This is a genomic window from Hyphomonas sp. (assembly GCF_965284475.1).
Classification (GTDB): domain Bacteria; phylum Pseudomonadota; class Alphaproteobacteria; order Caulobacterales; family Hyphomonadaceae; genus Hyphomonas.
Genome location: NZ_OZ260087.1, coordinates 1,154,462 through 1,170,814, shown reverse-complemented (window position 1 = coordinate 1,170,814; position 16,353 = coordinate 1,154,462). Strand labels below are relative to the sequence as shown.

General features: G+C 63.2%; 16 protein-coding genes. 8 read left to right on the top strand and 8 right to left on the bottom strand.

The genetic code is table 11. From position 1 onward, the window contains the following. Positions 1-102 precede the first annotated feature (102 nt). The 7 genes from ACQ66M_RS05490 to ACQ66M_RS05460 all read right to left on the bottom strand — a co-directional run bounded on the left by ACQ66M_RS05490 (position 103) and on the right by ACQ66M_RS05460 (position 7,216). Positions 103-1,494 (bottom strand): TolC family protein, encoded by a 1,392-nt coding sequence (locus ACQ66M_RS05490; RefSeq protein ID WP_430402400.1) that lies wholly within the window; start codon positions 1,492-1,494, stop codon positions 103-105. Continuing rightward, positions 1,487-2,719 (bottom strand): ABC transporter permease, encoded by a 1,233-nt coding sequence (locus tag ACQ66M_RS05485; RefSeq protein ID WP_430402398.1) that lies wholly within the window; start codon positions 2,717-2,719, stop codon positions 1,487-1,489. The genes ACQ66M_RS05490 and ACQ66M_RS05485 overlap by 8 nt, the downstream gene beginning before the upstream one ends. After that, positions 2,716-3,408: an ABC transporter ATP-binding protein gene (locus ACQ66M_RS05480; protein WP_350174752.1), complete on the bottom strand. Its 693-nt coding sequence runs from the start codon at positions 3,406-3,408 to the stop codon at positions 2,716-2,718. Before ACQ66M_RS05480 ends, ACQ66M_RS05485 begins: the two co-directional genes overlap by 4 nt. A 2-nt stretch (positions 3,409-3,410) precedes the next feature. Continuing rightward, positions 3,411-4,910 carry an efflux RND transporter periplasmic adaptor subunit gene (locus tag ACQ66M_RS05475; protein WP_430402396.1) on the bottom strand — a complete coding sequence of 500 codons (1,500 nt, stop codon included), beginning with the start codon at positions 4,908-4,910 and terminating at the stop codon, positions 3,411-3,413. 200 nt (positions 4,911-5,110) lie between these two features. Next, entirely contained in the window at positions 5,111-5,497 is a 387-nt protein-coding gene (locus ACQ66M_RS05470; RefSeq protein ID WP_350174748.1) for a hypothetical protein, read from the bottom strand. Between the two features lie 28 nt (positions 5,498-5,525). Next, on the bottom strand, positions 5,526-6,476 hold the full coding sequence (gene gshB, locus ACQ66M_RS05465; protein ID WP_430402394.1) for a glutathione synthase: 951 nt from the start codon (positions 6,474-6,476) through the stop codon (positions 5,526-5,528). A 56-nt stretch (positions 6,477-6,532) separates the two neighbouring features. Continuing rightward, the gene (locus ACQ66M_RS05460; RefSeq protein WP_430402392.1) at positions 6,533-7,216 is read right to left on the bottom strand and encodes a BON domain-containing protein; all 684 of its coding nucleotides are present in this window, start codon (positions 7,214-7,216) and stop codon (positions 6,533-6,535) included. A gap of 158 nt (positions 7,217-7,374) precedes the next feature. Between ACQ66M_RS05460 and rsfS the strand changes: the two genes are divergently transcribed. The 3 genes from rsfS to ACQ66M_RS05445 all read left to right on the top strand — a co-directional run bounded on the left by rsfS (position 7,375) and on the right by ACQ66M_RS05445 (position 10,080). After that, positions 7,375-7,818: a ribosome silencing factor gene (gene rsfS / locus ACQ66M_RS05455; protein ID WP_350174742.1), complete on the top strand. Its 444-nt coding sequence runs from the start codon at positions 7,375-7,377 to the stop codon at positions 7,816-7,818. Between the two features lie 6 nt (positions 7,819-7,824). Beyond that, entirely contained in the window at positions 7,825-8,289 is a 465-nt protein-coding gene (locus ACQ66M_RS05450; protein WP_350174740.1) for a 23S rRNA (pseudouridine(1915)-N(3))-methyltransferase RlmH, read from the top strand. Positions 8,290-8,778: 489 nt separating this feature from the next. Next, a complete protein-coding gene (locus tag ACQ66M_RS05445; RefSeq protein WP_350174738.1) occupies positions 8,779-10,080 on the top strand; it encodes a TAXI family TRAP transporter solute-binding subunit in 1,302 nt (433 codons plus the stop codon). Here the strand turns inward: ACQ66M_RS05445 and ACQ66M_RS05440 are convergent. Further along, a complete protein-coding gene (locus ACQ66M_RS05440; RefSeq protein WP_430402390.1) occupies positions 10,077-10,820 on the bottom strand; it encodes a LytTR family DNA-binding domain-containing protein in 744 nt (247 codons plus the stop codon). The two genes, ACQ66M_RS05445 and ACQ66M_RS05440, sit on opposite strands and share 4 nt — an antisense overlap. Positions 10,821-10,967: 147 nt before the next feature. Here ACQ66M_RS05440 and ACQ66M_RS05435 point away from each other — a divergent pair, with 147 nt between their 5' ends. The 5 genes from ACQ66M_RS05435 to sucD all read left to right on the top strand — a co-directional run bounded on the left by ACQ66M_RS05435 (position 10,968) and on the right by sucD (position 16,278). Then, positions 10,968-11,522 (top strand): DUF2306 domain-containing protein, encoded by a 555-nt coding sequence (locus tag ACQ66M_RS05435; RefSeq protein WP_350174734.1) that lies wholly within the window; start codon positions 10,968-10,970, stop codon positions 11,520-11,522. Between the two features lie 71 nt (positions 11,523-11,593). Beyond that, positions 11,594-12,763, top strand: a complete 1,170-nt coding sequence (locus ACQ66M_RS05430; protein WP_430402389.1) for an alkaline phosphatase D family protein — start codon at positions 11,594-11,596, stop codon at positions 12,761-12,763. Between the two features lie 46 nt (positions 12,764-12,809). Beyond that, entirely contained in the window at positions 12,810-14,054 is a 1,245-nt protein-coding gene (locus tag ACQ66M_RS05425; RefSeq protein WP_350174730.1) for an MFS transporter, read from the top strand. Positions 14,055-14,178: 124 nt separating this feature from the next. After that, positions 14,179-15,366, top strand: coding sequence for an ADP-forming succinate--CoA ligase subunit beta (gene sucC, locus ACQ66M_RS05420; RefSeq protein WP_350174728.1), 1,188 nt, complete (start codon positions 14,179-14,181; stop codon positions 15,364-15,366). A 9-nt stretch (positions 15,367-15,375) separates the two neighbouring features. Further along, a complete protein-coding gene (gene sucD, locus ACQ66M_RS05415) occupies positions 15,376-16,278 on the top strand; it encodes a succinate--CoA ligase subunit alpha (protein ID WP_350174726.1) in 903 nt (300 codons plus the stop codon). Positions 16,279-16,353 lie beyond the last annotated feature (75 nt).

Below are 16,353 nucleotides of genomic sequence, written 5' to 3'. Positions count from 1 at the left end.
TTTGAACAGTCACACTGCCAAAAACTGCGGTTCGACAGGGGTTTCTGACGGGGAGAAGGCGTCAGTTTCGATCCGGCGGGGACTTTCCTGGTATTTACGCGCCTATTCGATGGCACCACCCAGCGCGAGATAGAGTGTGATTCGCGATTCGATTTCCGACCGGCGCAGCGACAGCAAGGTGCGGTCGGCCTGGAAACTGCGTTGCCGGAACGTCAGCACGTCGAGCAGGTCAATGGCACCCTCCTTGTACTGGATTTCTGCCAGCTGCAGAGTCTCGCGGGCATTCTCTGCCGCCGTTTCGACGAAGGTGGCCCGGCTGCGCAAGGTTTCGACATCGTCCAGTCGCCCCTCCACATCGGCAAAGGCATCGAGCACTGCGGCGCCGTAATTGGCGAGCGCGATCTGGCCGCTGGCCTCGGCAGCGGCGATCCGGGCATCGGTCAGGCCGCCATCGAACAATGTGCCGGCCAGCCGGAGGCCGAGCGAGAGGGCCAGCGCGGCCGGGTCAATCACATCTGCAAGATCGCTGGTCGCGCTGGATACGCCTCCTGAGAGAGACAGGCTCGGCCAGCGGCTCGCCCGCGTCACGTCCGTGCTGGCAAAGGCCGCGCGCACGCCGGCCTCCGCCGACAGGACATCCGGACGGCGCCGCAAAAGGTCTGCAGGTTGTCCGGCCAGCACCACGTCAACGACAACAGGCAAGGCATCGGGCACATTCATCGTGCCATCGGGATAGCGCCCTAACAGGACTTCGAGGGCGCGGATGGCGCTGCGCTGCGAGGCCAGTGCGAGTTCCAGCGAGTCACGTGCATTCGCCACATCGGATTCGGCGAGCACCTGTTCGCGGCGGCTTGCAGCGCCCAGTTCATAGCGCACATTGACGATGCGCAGCGTCTCTTCCTGCGCTGTCAGGGTCGCGCGCGTCAGGTCCACCTGGTGGCGCGCATCAATGGCGAAGACATACGCACGCGCCACGCCGGCCGCGAGCGACTCGCGGCTCGCCCGATAGACTGCCTCAGCGCTCTGCAGGTCAAATTCCGATGCGAGGATATCAGAGCGGATCGCGCCCCAGAGGTCGGCTTCCCAGCTGGCATCAAGGCTTGCCGTGTACCGCTCCGTCAGGTCGAAATCCTCAAGGTCGGAGGATCCTGACGCACCGGCGCCGGCACCCAGGCCTGGCAGAAGGCCTGACCGGGACTGGCGCAGGAAGGATTCCGACCGCCGCACGTTTTCGGCACTTGCGCGCAGCCCGGGATTGGCCGCGAGGGCCTCTGCCATCAGTGCCAGCAGCGCATCATCGCGGATGATCCCGGCCCATGTATCTGCCACGTCGCCATCCACTTCCGGTCCGAAAGCCCACGCCTCCGGCGCGTTCAGCGCGCTGGCTTCCTGCGCAATCTGGCTGCCGGACCCGGCTGGCGGCTGCATTGTCGAGCATGCAGTCACCCAAGCCGCCACGAGGACAAGCGCAAGGGCAGGATTTAGCTTATTCATGACGAAGTGCCTCGATGGGGTTGAGCCGCGCCGCCTGCCGGGCGGGAAAAAATCCGAAGAACAGGCCGATCAACGCCGAGGCGCCAATCGCAATGATTGCAATACGCGGGGAAATCTCAACAGGAAACTCCCCAAGTCTCGCGGCAAGCTGGGCCGCGCCCACGCCCAGGGCCGATCCGATAAGGCCGCCAACAAGGCAGAGCGCCAGCGCCTCAGCAAGGAACTGGCCCAGAATGTCGCTGCCGCGCGCGCCGATTGCCATGCGCAGGCCGATTTCGCGCGTGCGCTCCGTCACCGAGACCAGCATGATGTTCATCACGCCGACGCCCCCCACGATCAGGGATACGGCGGCGGTGAAGGCCAGCAGCACGCCGAAGGTTGCCTGCGTGCTGGACCTGGCGCGAATGAAATCGGCAATGTTGAACACGCGAAAATCGTCCGTGCCGCCCGGCGCAATGCGTCGGATTTCGCGCAGCCGCGCCTCCAGCTGTTCCTGCGCCTGCGTCATGTCGTACCCATCCGTCACTCCCACTTCCATACCGGTCACATATTTCGCGACGGTCGGGTTTCCACCCGTGATGCGGTTGCGGGCGGTATTGATGGGCACGATGATCATGTCGTCACGGTCGCCGCCCGGGCCGGCAGACGCCCCGCGGGATTCCAGCACACCGATGATTTCGAGCGGTACGTTATTGGCCCTGATGGTCTGCCCGACCGGATTGGTGCCTTCAAACAGATTGTCGGCCACGGTCTTGCCGATGATTGCGACGGCGGCCCCGGAACTCACCTCGCGCGCATCGAAGAAGCGCCCTTCGGCGGTCTGCAGCGACTGGGTGATGAAATAGTCGGTATTGGTGCCATAAAGGCTGGTCGACCAATTGTCCTGGCCGGAAATCACGGTGACCGAGCCGGAATTGCGGGCGGCGACGGCGGTGACGAAAGGCTCCTGCCGGATCAGGTCGACATCGGCGTCGGTGAACGGCTGGTCAGAAGAGGCCCCGCCCGAGCGCGGACCGCGGCGCGAGGCGCCGGGATAGATGGTCAGGTTGCTTGCGCCGAGGCTGGCGATCTGCTCGTCCACCTGTTTGGCGGCGCCCTCGCTGATCGCCATCATGGCCATCACGGACGCAACACCGATCATGATGCCGAGCATGGTGAGAAAGCTGCGCAGCGGGTTGGCAATCAGGGCTTCAAGGGCCGAGCGCAGGGCGACACCGGTTTTCATACGCCTGTCCTTTCATCCCGTTCGACCTGTCCGTCACGAAAATGGATCTGGCGGCTGGCATAGGCGGCAACTTCCGGCTCGTGCGTCACCAGGACGACCGTGATGCCTTCGCTGGTAAGCCCTGTCAGCAATTCCATGATCTCTTCGGATGTCTTCGTATCCAGCGCGCCGGTCGGCTCGTCGGCCAGAAGGATGGACGGGCGTCCGGCCAGCGCGCGGGCAATCGCCACGCGCTGCTGCTGGCCGCCGGAGAGTTGCATTGGCCGGTGGTCCATCCGGTTGGCGAGGCCGACCATTTCCAGGCATTCGCGCGCGCGGGCCGCCGCGTCTGCAACCGGCGTGCGGGAGTAGAGCAGGGGGAGTTTCACATTGGCGAGTGCGCTCGCGCGGTGGAGCAGGTTGAACTGCTGGAAGACAAAGCCGATCGTCGCATTCCTGAGGTCGGCCAGTTCATCTCGGTCAAGCCCGGACAGGGGCCTGCCGCTGATCGTCAGCTCACCGCCTGTTGGCACATCCAGCGCGCCGATCAGGTTCATCAGGGTCGATTTGCCCGATCCCGACGGCCCCATGATGGCGGTCATTTCACCCTCGGTGAAATCGAGGTTCACGCCGCGCAGGGCGAAGACGTCCTGCGTGCCCATGCGGTAGACCTTGGTCAGGTCCCGGCACGTTATGATGGCGTCCGGCATGCCTATTTGTCCGTCGCCGCAAGGGCCAGACGGGTGACGAACGTGTCGCCTTCCTTTGCGCCGCGCAGGATTTCAACATTCTGTCCGTCAGACAGTCCGACCGAGACGGACAGGGTTTTCAGCGTACCGTCGCCGGCCGGCTGGTACAGGTCCAACCGGCGCCGGGAGGCGCGGTCATTGACGGTTTTCTGCACCACAGCCAGTTCATCGCGGCTGAGATTGTCGCGCAGCACCTTGTCCATGCGCGACTGGATGCGGGCGCGCATGCCGTTCCGGTCGAAGGTCGCGCCAGCCTCGCCCATGCTCGCGCGCACCTTCTCCATTTCGGCGCGCATGGCCGTCTCGATCCGTGCCCTGCGCTCCGGCTCGAGCTCGAGACCCACCAGCATGGCCTCTGCGGGATTGCCGCGCGCACCGCCAGAGGGCCCGCCGCGGCGTGGCTGCCCGTCGCTCTCAGTATTGCTCGCAATCACGTTAACGCCCTCACTGGGCGGCCGGAACCGGATCGCCGATTCGGCAAGGCGCAGCACGCCTTCACGCTTCTCGGCGGTGATTTCGACATTGGCCGTCATGCCCGGCAGCAGGCGGCCAGACCGGTTCTCCGCCGCGATCACGACCGTATAGGTCACGACATTGGAGAGGGTTTCGGAGGCAAGCCGCACCTGTTCGACCATGCCGGTAAAGGTCTCGTTCGGATAGGCGTCGACCTTGAACGTGGCCGGGTCTCCCGCATCGATCCCGCCAATATCGGATTCGACCACAGCGGCATCGATCCGGATGTCTTCGAGGTTCTGCGCAATCTGGAACAGGATGGGCGCCGAGAATGAGGCGGCAACTGTCTGGCCGACATCGACCGAGCGTTCGATCACGACACCATCAATGGGGGAACGAATGATCGTGCGGTCAAGGTCGAGCTGCGCCGATTGCAGGCTCGCCTGTCGCTGGCTGAGGGTCGCCTGCGACGAGCGCAGCTGCGCGCGCGATACGTCCAGCGCAGCCCTGGCCACGGCCAGCGCCCGCTCGGCGTCTTCGAGGGATGCTTGCGCAATGGCGTCCTGGTCATAAAGCGCCTGAACGCGGTGATAGTCCTTCTCGGTCTGGGCAAAGCTCGCCTCGGCCGATGCGATATTGGCTTTCTGGACATCGAGGCTCGCCCTGGCGCTGGCTATGTCTGCCTGCGCCGAGGCGACGCGGCTCTCGAATGTCTGCGGGTCGATCCGGGCGATGATGTCGCCTTGCTTCACTTCGGAATTGAAGTCGGCGTCCAGTTCGATGATCTGCCCTGAAACCTGCGAGCCGACTTCAACAGTTGTTAGCGCGCGCACGGCGCCGGAGGCGGTAACAAGGCGCGCCACGTCACCGCGCTCGACGCTGCTCGTTTCGAGGGTGAAGTCACCGGGCTTTGCTGCCCCGTCGCCGCGCAGGAAAACGGCCCAGAGGGCGGCCAGCGCCACGAGGGCGCCGAGGCCGTAAATCAGTCTTGTGTCGAACTTGCGGGTCAATCTCGTGCTCTCGCTCTCGCGTCTGGGTCAAAGCCTCATCCGACCGCCCCATGCGGGCGTGGGCCGGGCGAATGCGTGGGTCATGGGGAGCGTCGCAGCGCACCTGCCGAATCAAACGGCCGGCGGAGGTGAATCCGTCGGCGCGCGCTGTAAATTATCGTTTTCGAGAGCGGGAAAGCGGCCCGAAAAGGCCCGCTCGCCTATTTCTTGGGTGTCAGGCGTATGATGCCATCGTCTTCAGCGGCGGCTTCAGCTGACGGGACCGTGTCCACCGACGCAGCATCTTCGTCATCTTCAAGATTGAGGTTGAGGTCGATAGCGGGGTCGCTACCGAAATCGCCACCGCCAAAGGCACCGGATCCGATCAGGCGGGTTTCGCCGGTATCGCCGCCAAGGTTCAGGTTGAGGCTGCCCGAAGCATCATTTGCCGTCGCGCTCGCGCTCGGAAGCGACAGGTTGAACGTGCCTGTCGCGCCTTCCTCAGCTGAAACGGTCTGAACGTCGACGGTCTCGGTTTCCGTGCCCTGCGAACAGGCGACACCGGCAAGGGCGAAGGAAGCGAGGGCGAAAGCAGTGATCGATTTCATGTTCATGCACCTGATCTTGCAGCGGCCATCAGCGGTCCGCAAGCTTCTGTTGCACAACGTCCCAGAAAATGGCGGCACTATCAATGCCGGACAGGGCCTTGATTGCCTGAACGCCGGTCGGCGAGGTGACATTCACCTCGGTCAGGCGCCCGCCAATGACGTCGATCCCGGTCAGGATCAGGCCGCGGCGCTTCAGTTCCGGGCCGATCACCTCGCAGATTTTCATGTCGGCATCGCTGAGATCCGATTTTTCCGCCGTGCCGCCGACGACGAGGTTGGAGCGCACCTGTCCGGATTCAGGGCGCCGGTTGATGGCGCCAACCGGCTCGCCATCGATCAGCATGATACGCTTGTCGCCTTCGCTGACCGCCGGGAGGAAGGCCTGCACCATGACTGGCTCGCGCGACCGGGTGAAGAAGACTTCCAGCAGGGAGGCCAGGTTGGAATCATCCGGCTTCAGGCGGAACACGCCCGCGCCGCCATGGCCATAGAGCGGCTTGACGATGATGTCCTTGTGGGTTGCCCGGAAGGCGGTGATGTCACGGATATCGCGCGTTACCAGCGTCGGCGGCATGAGGTCCGGGTAGAGGAGGGGGAAAATCTTTTCCGGACTGGAGCGCACGCCTTCGGGATCGTTCACCACCAGCGTCTCGCCCGATACCAGCTCCAGGAGGTGGCAGGCCGTGATGTAATTCATGTCGAAGGGCGGGTCCTGGCGCATCAGGATGACGTCCAGATCCCTGGCGAGGTCCAGCTTGACCGTCTCGCCGAAAATCCCCGGCGAGCCCTTGACCCGCTGCACCGTCGCCGGACGCGCCCAGGCCGTCACCCGTCCCTGTTCGAAGGACATGTGATCCGGTCCGTAGACGAAGAGCTCGGCCCCGCGCGCCTGTGCCACTTCGGCCAGTGCAAAGGTCGTATCGCCGTCAATCCTGACGTCTTCCAGCGGATCCATCTGGATCCCGACTCGCAATGTCATGAAACGCCCGCTCCCGTTCGCGACTGGCGCGGCGGATCAGGAGAGCGCCGGCCCGGTCAGTAATTCACACCGAGCAGCTCTGCATCGGTCTCGGTTCCATATGTAGGATCGGGCGCCGGATTGTAAGAGGGGGCCGCCTGGGTCGTCGGGGCGGGCGGCGTGGCAAACGGCTCGCGGATGCGGACATAGGAGACGACCTGTTTCACACCCGCCACAACGCTCGCCTCATGGGCGGCGCGCTTGAGTTCGTCTGCCGAGCGGGCCGTACCCATCAGGTAGACGACGCGGTCATAGGTCTCGATATTGTAGTTCAGGCTTTTCACCGTACTTGACCCGATCAGGCGGGCGCGCACGCGCCCGGAAATGATCTCGTCAGACATATTGGCAACGAAACCGCCTGCCGGCTCGATTTTGATTTCATTGGCCACATCATGCGCCCCGACGGAGGTCCAGGCGATGCCCTCAGCCTCGACCCGGTCTGTTGGCGAGTCGACGCGGCCAGAAAGCAGCACGAGTCCGTCATTCACCTCGACATCCACTTCGGCAAACCGATTGAAGCTTTCAGACAGGAGCTTGGCCTTGATCTCGCCGGATGTGGTTGTGTCATCGACAGATTCGCCCAGGGTCTTGTCTTTGGCGGCGGCAAGGCCAACCGCGCCCGCAGCGCCAACGGCCGCAACGGCACAGCCGCCCAGCGGCATGGCGAGCAAGAGCGCAGCGGCAGCATAGCGCAGGGTCATGTCAATCACTCCAATGGCAGGCGGTCCGGAATCCCGAAAGAATCATACTTCTCCAGACTTACGGCGAAAATCTGGCGGCGGCCAAGAAAATTGCCGCCGGAACTGCAATTCCGGCCGGGAATTGCGTCCCTGCGGGTTTGGGCTGGCTGTGCCCCGGCATGCGTGGTATTGTTTGGCTGCTCATAAAAGAAGGAATTGAGACCCTGACTTCCAGCGCCCCGCGGACACTGCCCGCAAAGAGTGCCACACTTGAAGACATCCGTGCCGTGGCCGAAGCTCTCGCCAAGGCCCTCGAGGATGACAAGGCAGAAGACCTCCTGTTCATAGACCTGGACGGAAAATCCTCCCTCGCCGATTTCATGATCATTGCGTCAGGCCGTTCCGGCCGCCATGTCGCTGCGCTTGCAGACCATATTGCCCATACGGTGAAAAAGCTCACGGGCCGCCCGGCGAATGTCGAAGGCATGCCGAATGCCGACTGGGTTCTCATTGATACAGGCGACGTGATCGTCCACCTGTTCCGCCCGGAAGTGCGCGAATTCTACAACCTGGAAAAGATCTGGGCTTCGGATACCAGCGCCCACCGCGCCACCCAGCACTAGGCGCCCATGCGGCTCACCATCCTGTCTGTCGGGCGCCTGAAATCGGGCGCCGAACGCGATCTGTTTGACGAATATGTCAAACGGGCCCTGCCGATTGCCCGCAGCCTGGGCTTTCGGGGCATTGACGTAATCGAAGTGGCAAGCGGCGGCGGGCTCGATTCAGAGGCTGAGCGCATCCTCGCGAAAATCCCGTCCGGGGCCATTGCCATCCGGCTCGATGAATCTGGTCCCAACGCGCCCTCGGCCGCCTTTGCTGACCGTCTGGCGCGTCTGCGAGACCAGGGCGTGCCGGACCTGGTCTTCCTGATTGGCGGGGCAGAGGGCTATGGCGAGGCCGTGCGCCGGGCAGTGCCTGACACGATGGCCTTTGGCGCGCAGACATGGCCGCACAGGCTGGTCCGCGCGATGCTGGCCGAACAGGTCTACCGGGCGGTCTCCATTCTGGCGGGCATGCCCTATCACAAGGCGTAACCGGAAATTTTCGGGAGGAAGAGTAGAAGAAGCCCCGAAGCTGAAATGGGGGGACGCAGCTTCGAGACCTCTTCGTCAGACGGCCGGCTTTTGGGAGGGTTCAGTCGGGAGGGACCTATCCAGCCATCCTGAGATCTTTACGCGTGGGAGCGCCGATTGGTTCCGGTGAGTCTCTGAAGATTTTATCCGGCATAGAGGGACGGGTTCGGGGCGAGCGCCATGACCAGCATGATCGCCGCGAAAAGCCCCAGTGTGACCACCGAAACCGCTTTCACAATCGCACCCGAATAGCCCATGACTGTCTCCTCGTGATGTCCTGCACCGCAGATGGGGCGTCCGATCCTTGGTGAACAGTTTCTAAACGGAATAGGTTCCATGCGCGGCGCGCATGAGGCATTTTCAGGGCAGACAGGCGGATGTGATTGATCCGGCCGCGATCACGGCCTAGACCAGCTTGCGGGACGTATCTGACAGAAAGTGGGACGCTGCATGCTTACGGCGGCTAAGGATTTCCTCAAAATCTACTGGCCGCTCGTCCTCGTGGCGATTGGCGGCATTGTGCTGACGCTCATGCTGATGGACCCGGCCCCGCCGAAAACCATCCGCTTCGCCGCCGGTTCGCCGGGCGGTGCCTATTATGCCTTTGCCGAACGCTATCAGCGCCTTCTCGCCGAGGAAGATGTCGAGGTCGAGCTCGTCCAGACGGCCGGGTCGGTCGAAAATCTCAGGCTTCTTGACGAGGGCCAGGTCGACGTGGCGCTTGTTCAGGGCGGCCTTGCCACGCCAGGTGATGCCCAGACGCTGCGCTCGCTTGGCGGCCTGTTCCACGAACCCTTCTGGGTCTTCGTGCGTGACGAGGCCGGCGCCACGCAATTCGGCCAGTTGCGGGACAAGCGCCTCGCGATCGGTCCGGTCGGCTCCGGCACGCGGCTCCTCGCCATCGAATTGCAGGAAGAGTTCCATGGCGTCTGGCCAGACATGACGCGCAACAGCCTGTCGGGAAGTGCGGCGGCAGAGGCGCTCATCGCCGGACAGCTTGATGCGGCCGCCTTCGCTGCGTCGCCCGATGCGCCTTATGTGCAGACCCTTCTGCGCGCGCCCGGCATCTCGCTGATGCCCTTTGCCCGTGCTGAGGCCCTGTCGCGCCGCCAGCCGGCACTGGCAGACGTCACCTTGCTGCGCGGCGTGGTCGATATCGGCTCTGACCTGCCTGCCGAGGATATTCCGCTCGTGGCCCCGGTGGCCCAGCTTGTCGTCAACAAGTCGCTGCATCCGGCCATCGAAGCGCTGCTGGTCGATGCGGCCTCGGCCATTCACCAGGATGGCAGTCTCCTCGCCCGTGCGGGGACCTTCCCGGACCCGGACGCGACCGACCTGCCGGTCAGCCGACAGGCCGAGCGCTATTACGAGAATGGCCCGTCCTTCCTGCGCCGCTATTTTTCGTTCGACGTGGCCAACTTCCTTGACCGCGCCTGGATTCTCGCCATCCCGCTGCTGACGCTGCTCTTCCCGCTCGTGCGGGTCGCGCCGCCCATCTATCGCTGGCGGGTGCGGCGCAAGATCTACATCTGGTACAAGGACCTGCGCGACCTGGAGGCCCGCGGGCGTGCCATGCCGACCAAGGAAGAGCGCGCCGCCATCACGGATGAGCTGGAAGACCTGCAGGCCGAGATCGGGGAACTCGATGTGCCGCTATCCTATACCGATGACCTCTACCGGCTCCGCAACCATGTCGAATTCGTCAAGCATCTCGTGATGAATACGCGCCCGACGCCGGGCCTTGGCGTCTAGCTGAGGCCGGCTTCCCGTACGGCGGGCGCATAGGTGCGTGACACCGGGACTTCGGTGCCCGATTTCAGCACGAGGAACAGCTTGCCCCCCTCCCGCCGCACATCGGCCACCCCGTCCCTTGCCACCCACCATGACCTGTGGGTTTGCAGGCCGTCCGTGCCGCCAAGATCGCGCATTGCATCGGCCAGCCGCATCAGGATCAGCTCTTCGCCGAGGCTGGTATGGATGCGCAGGTAATGATCCTCCGAGGATACCGCCCAAAGGTCTGCCGTGCGGTACTTAACCGGCAGCCGCTGCATGAAGCGCGCAATCACGTCCTGTGCCTCGGCTGCTTCCAGCACGGGCGCCGCCGCCTGCGCGCGCGACACGACAAGGCCGCCGGTCACGATGACCACGCACACGGCATAGACATAGAGATACTGCATCGGCAGCATGCCGACATGCACCCGGCCGCCCAGCACGAGGTAGAAGGCAATCAGCGAGGCCGTGACGGGCAGGGCGATCAGCCCGGATGCCAGCGCGACCTGAACGATCACGTTCTGCTGCGCGAACTGCCGCTCGAACACGGTGGGGATGACCCAGACCGCCGCGACACCGCCAGCGCTCATCGTCACCAGCCACATGATGAACCGTAAGGCGACAGGGGAGCCGGATTCATAAACGCCGAACCATGTGAACAGGATCGAGAGCCCGACCAGGATGCCGGCGGATCGCAGAAATTGCCCAAATTGCTCCGTCATGTCCGCAACGCCCCCTCGCATTTCGCGCTTCGTGAACCGTTTTGGCTGCATTTCGCGAAGGATTCCAGTCACTCCATGCAAACGCGCTGGCGGCCGAGTCGGGGCGGCGGCATCTCTGGGTCCTTACCCGACCGACAGGAGCCATTCATGACCGACACCGCCTTCGCCACCCCCTCCCGCCACACGCTGCGCGCCGTTCTGCGCACTCGCCCGCACACTGTCACCTTTGTCATTGCCGCCATTGTCTATGGCACCATCAGCTACATGATCCTGGCTTCATCGGGAAATCCGCCCCTGCAGTTCCGGATCGACCTGTCGCCGCTGCTGAGCGCATCCGGGGTGCTGCAGGCCCATGTCTTGGGGGCGGTTGCGACGTTTGCCATCGGGACTGTCCTGCTGCTGGGCGTCAAGGGTCGCAGCATGCACCGCGTGCTCGGTTATGGCTGGGTCGTTACGATGAGCGTGACGGCGATTTCCTCCTTCTTCCTGATCGGCCTCAATGGCAACAGTTTCAGCTTCATCCATGCCCTGTCGGCCTGGACGGTGATCGTGTTGCCCATGGGGGTGGCAGCGGCCCGCCGCCGCGACATCAAATCCCACCGCAAGCACATGACCGGCATGTTTGTCGGCGGCATGGCCATAGCGGGCCTGTTCAGCTTCCTGCCCGGCCGCTTGATGTGGTCGATTTTCTTCGGCGTTTGATCCTTTCGTCCCTTACTGCCGCTTCCGAAGCCCGCTACACATGCGCAAAGCGGCAACAAGGGAGCGGAGACATGAAGCGCGCAATCGTCTTGATGGGGCTGATGGGGCTAGCAGCATGCCAGTCGCCCGGGCCGATCTCCATTCCCGGCATTACCCGTGGTCCGGCTAGCGCCGAAGAGGCGCTGGAAACCTATTACAAGACACTTCCGGATGACTTTTATCCGCGCGCCCCGGCCGGCCTGCCGCTGCCACCGGCTGACCAGCCGATCACGCGCGTCCTGGTCGCCTCATGCCAGGACGAGGAAAAAAGCGCCTCGCCTGTCATGGACGTGATTGCCGGGGAAGAGGCCGACCTGTTCCTGATGATCGGTGATAATGTATATGGCGACCGCAACGGCATGAGTTATGTGAACAACCAGGCCGATCTCGACGAGCTGCGCGAGAGCTTCAGCGACCTTGCCGCCCGGGCCGATTTCCAGGCCGTGCGTGCGGCCCACCCGATGATGGTAGCCTGGGACGATCATGACTTTGGCGCCAATGATGCGGGCAAGGATTTTCCGTTCCGCCGTCTTGCAGAGCGTATTCATGAGCGCTTCTGGGGGATCGAGAAGGAAGATGTCGGGGCATGGCCCGGCACTTACTATGCCCGCACATTCGGCCCTGAAGGCCAGCGCACGCAGATCATCATGCTCGACACGCGCTTTTTCCGCACGGCCCTGACGCCGACCGACGCATGGGGCGTGAAGGGCAAGGAACGCTACATTGCCTCCTCTGATCCCCAGCAGGACATGCTCGGCACCGACCAGTGGACATGGCTTGAAAACCAGCTGCAGCAGCCGGCAGACCTTCGCCTGATCATCTCGTCGGTCCAGGTCTTGCCAACCGATGCCCATGGCTGGGAAAGCTGGTCACGCCTGCCGCTGGAGCAGGAGCGGCTCTACAACCTGATCAATGAAACAGAGGCGAACGGTGTCGTTTTCGTATCCGGTGACCGTCACGCCGCGTTCCTGTATCGCAAGGAAGGCGTCATGTCCTATTCCGCCTACGAGCTGACAGCCTCGTCAATCAATGCATCCTTCTCGGAAACCACCGAGGAGATGGACAGCGCGCAGATCGGCGCCGGGTATCCGCCCGAGAATTTCGGCGCGATCGAGATTGACTGGGAAACTGGCACCGCCGCCTTGTCTATCAAGGCCAATGATGGTGCAACCGTCCGCGAGACCTCGGTCAAGTTCAAATAGTCACCGTGGGCCGGCCGGTCCGGCTTTCCACGTATCCAGGTAGTTGATGTCCGATACGCGTAATGTCTTTGTCCTGATCCTGTCCGTGATGATCGTCCAGATCGCGGGCGGTCTGCTCAGCATGCTGACGCCGCTGGGGCTGGAGTCCATGGGCACGGGGCCGCAGGTGATCGGCGTCATCGCGGGTTTCAACGCTGCCGGATACATGATCGGTGCCTGGACGGCGCCGCGGGCGCTCGGTCAGGTCGGCAATATCCGCCTGTTCGCCGCTGCCTCCGCCGTCAATGCCGTGACCGTGCTGTCCCTGTCGCTCTGGCATGACGCCACATTCTGGGCCCTGCTGCGGATCATACAGGGCATCTGCTTTGCCTACATGTTCACCAGTATCGAAAGCTGGATGGGCGAAGCGGTGCCCGACAAGTCGCGCGGAAATGTCATGGGCATTTACCATACCGGCGCCAAGCTTTCCCTCATGCTCGGGCCCTTCTTCGTGGCGGGCATGTCCCCGCTCGACAGCCGGGCTTATGCCTGGGCGGGCCTGTTCCTGGCGCTCGCGCTGGTGCCCGTCTGCCTGACCCGCCAGAAAGAGCCGCCACCGCCAGACCGCAAATCCATGCCAGTCTCGGAACTGTTCACCCTCGCGCCGGCCGCCGTGTTCGGCGTCTTCCTGGCCGGCGTCATCAATACCGGCACGCTGGCGCTGTTGCCAGTCTATTTCGAACGCTTCACGCTTGCAGGCGGCGGCACGGCGGCGGTTGCGATTGCGGGCGCCGCGGCGTGGATGGGGGGCCTCGTCCTGCAATGGCCTGCGGGCGTCCTGTCGGACCGGATCGAGCGCCGCCTGGTGATTGCCGGCATGTGCATCATGTCCGGCATTGCCGCGCTGCTGATCGCCATTTTCGGTGTGGCTCTGGGGGAGATTGGCGTGATCGCCGTGCTCACGGTCTGGGGGGCAGGGGCCCTGTCATTCTATGGCCTCTGTGTCGCCCACGCGATTGACCGCACACCGACCGGCCGCGTGCCGCAGGTCATGTCCACATTGCTGTTCGTCTGGGCTGCCGGGTCGATTGTCGGGCCGCTCATGTCGGGCTTTGCCATGCGTGTGGCAGACCGTGTCGGCCTGTTCGGCCTGTCGGGCGTCTTGCTCCTGGTCCTGGCCCTCCTGATGATCGTTCGCGTGCGCCAGCGGGCTGCGCCGACCGAAGCCCAGCAGGAGGAATGGAGCCCCGTCACGCCAACCTCGCTGGCCGGCGTGGAGCTCGATCCGCGCAATCCGGACGTTGAGTCCTGATCCTGCGTCCCGTTTCGCGTACCCAGCCAGTTGTCGGCGCGAATAAGCCTGTTATACAGCCCGCATTGATAGCGGGGTGGCGCGCGGCCTTCCTGCATGCGACGCAACCATCAAGGCATTCCATATGAACATTCACGAATACCAGGCAAAAGCGGTGCTGAAATCCTTCGGTGCCCCTGTCGCCGAAGGCGTACCGGTTCTCTCCCTCGACGACGTACAAAAGGCGGTCGATACGCTGCCGGGGCCGCTCTGGGTCGTGAAAAGCCAGATCCACGCCGGCGGGCGTGGCAAGGGCAAGTTCGTGGAAGCCGAAGCCGGTGAAAAAGGTGGTGTCCGCCTTGCGTTCAACAAGGAAGACGTGCTTGCAAACGCCAAGCAGATGCTCGGTCACCACCTTGTGACCGCCCAGACCAGCGCCGAGGGCAAGCAGGTCAACCGCCTCTATATCGAAGACGGCGCCGACATTGACCGCGAACTCTATCTTTCCATCCTCGTCGACCGTGAATCCGGCAAGGTCGCCTTTGTCGTGTCGACTGAAGGCGGCATGGATATCGAGGCGGTCGCCCACGATACGCCCGAGAAGATCATGACCCTGCCGGTCGATGGCGGTGTCAGCGAAGCGGATGCGGCGAAGCTGTGCGATGCGCTCAAACTGGACGGCACGGCGCGCGAAGACGGCATGAAACTCTTCCCGATCCTCTACAAGGCCTTCACCGAGAAGGACATGGCGATGCTCGAGGTCAACCCGCTGATCGTCATGGAAAACGGCCATCTTCGCGTCCTCGACGCCAAGGTCAGCTTTGACGGCAATGCCCTGTTCCGCCACCCGGACATCATGGAGCTGCGAGACAAGACCGAAGAAGACGAGAAGGAAATCGAGGCTTCAGAATGGGACCTCGCCTATATCGCGCTCGACGGCACGATCGGCTGCATGGTCAACGGCGCAGGCCTTGCCATGGCGACCATGGACATCATCAAACTCTATGGCGAAGAACCAGCCAACTTCTGCGATGTCGGCGGCGGCGCCGGCAAGGAGAAGGTGGCAGCCGCCTTCAAGATCATCATGAAGGACCCGAACGTGAAGGGCATCCTCGTGAACATCTTCGGCGGCATCATGAAATGCGATGTCATCGCCGAAGGCGTGATCGCGGCGGTCAAGGAAACCAACCTCGCGGTGCCGCTGGTCGTGCGCCTTGAAGGCACGAATGTGGAGCTCGGCAAGAAGATCATCGCCGAATCCGGTCTCAACGTCATCTCCGCCGACGATCTCGACGACGCGGCCCAGAAAATTGTCAACGCGGTTCGCGGCTAAGGAATATTCATGTCCATTCTTATTGATAACAATACCAAGATCCTCACCCAGGGCATGACCGGCAATACCGGTTCGTTCCACACCAACCAGGCGTTGGCCTATTTTGGCACCAAGATGGTTGGCGGCATCCACCCCAAGAAGGGTGGCACGATGTGGCAGGCGGATAATGGCGCCGAACTGCCAATCTTTGCGACCGTTGCCGAAGGCAAGGAAAAGACTGGCGCGACCGCGTCCGTGGTCTATGTGCCGCCAGCCGGCGCGGCTGCGGCGATCGAAGAGGCCATCGACGCGGAAATCCCGCTGATTGTGTGCATCACAGAAGGCGTGCCCGTGCTCGACATGGTGCGCGTGAAGGCCAAGCTCGACAAGTCCAGGTCGCGCCTGATCGGGCCGAACTGCCCGGGCGTGATCACGGCGAATGAGTGCAAGATCGGCATCATGCCGGGGTCCATCTTCAAGAAGGGCAATGTCGGCATCGTCTCGCGCTCCGGCACACTGACCTATGAAGCGGTGTTCCAGACCACGCAGGTGGGCCTCGGCCAGACAACGGCTGTCGGTATTGGCGGCGATCCGGTCAAGGGCACCGAATTCATCGACATGCTGGAAATGTTCCTTGCCGATGATGAAACAAAGTCCATCATCATGATTGGTGAGATTGGTGGCAGCGCCGAAGAAGATGCTGCCCAGTTCCTCATCGACGAGGCCAAGAAGGGCCGCAAGAAACCGATGGTCGGCTTCATCGCCGGCCGGACGGCGCCGAAAGGCCGCACAATGGGCCATGCCGGAGCCATCGTGTCCGGCGGCAAGGGTGATGCAGAAAGCAAGATTGCTGCGATGGAGGCTGCCGGTATTCGCGTGTCGCCTTCTCCAGCGCGCCTTGGCACGACCCTCGTTGAGGTGCTGAAGGGCTAAGGCGCCCTGATGTGAGAAAGCCAGGGCGGCCGGAAGGCCCGTCTGGCGAGGCCAGGTTCTGACCGCGTCGGCCGT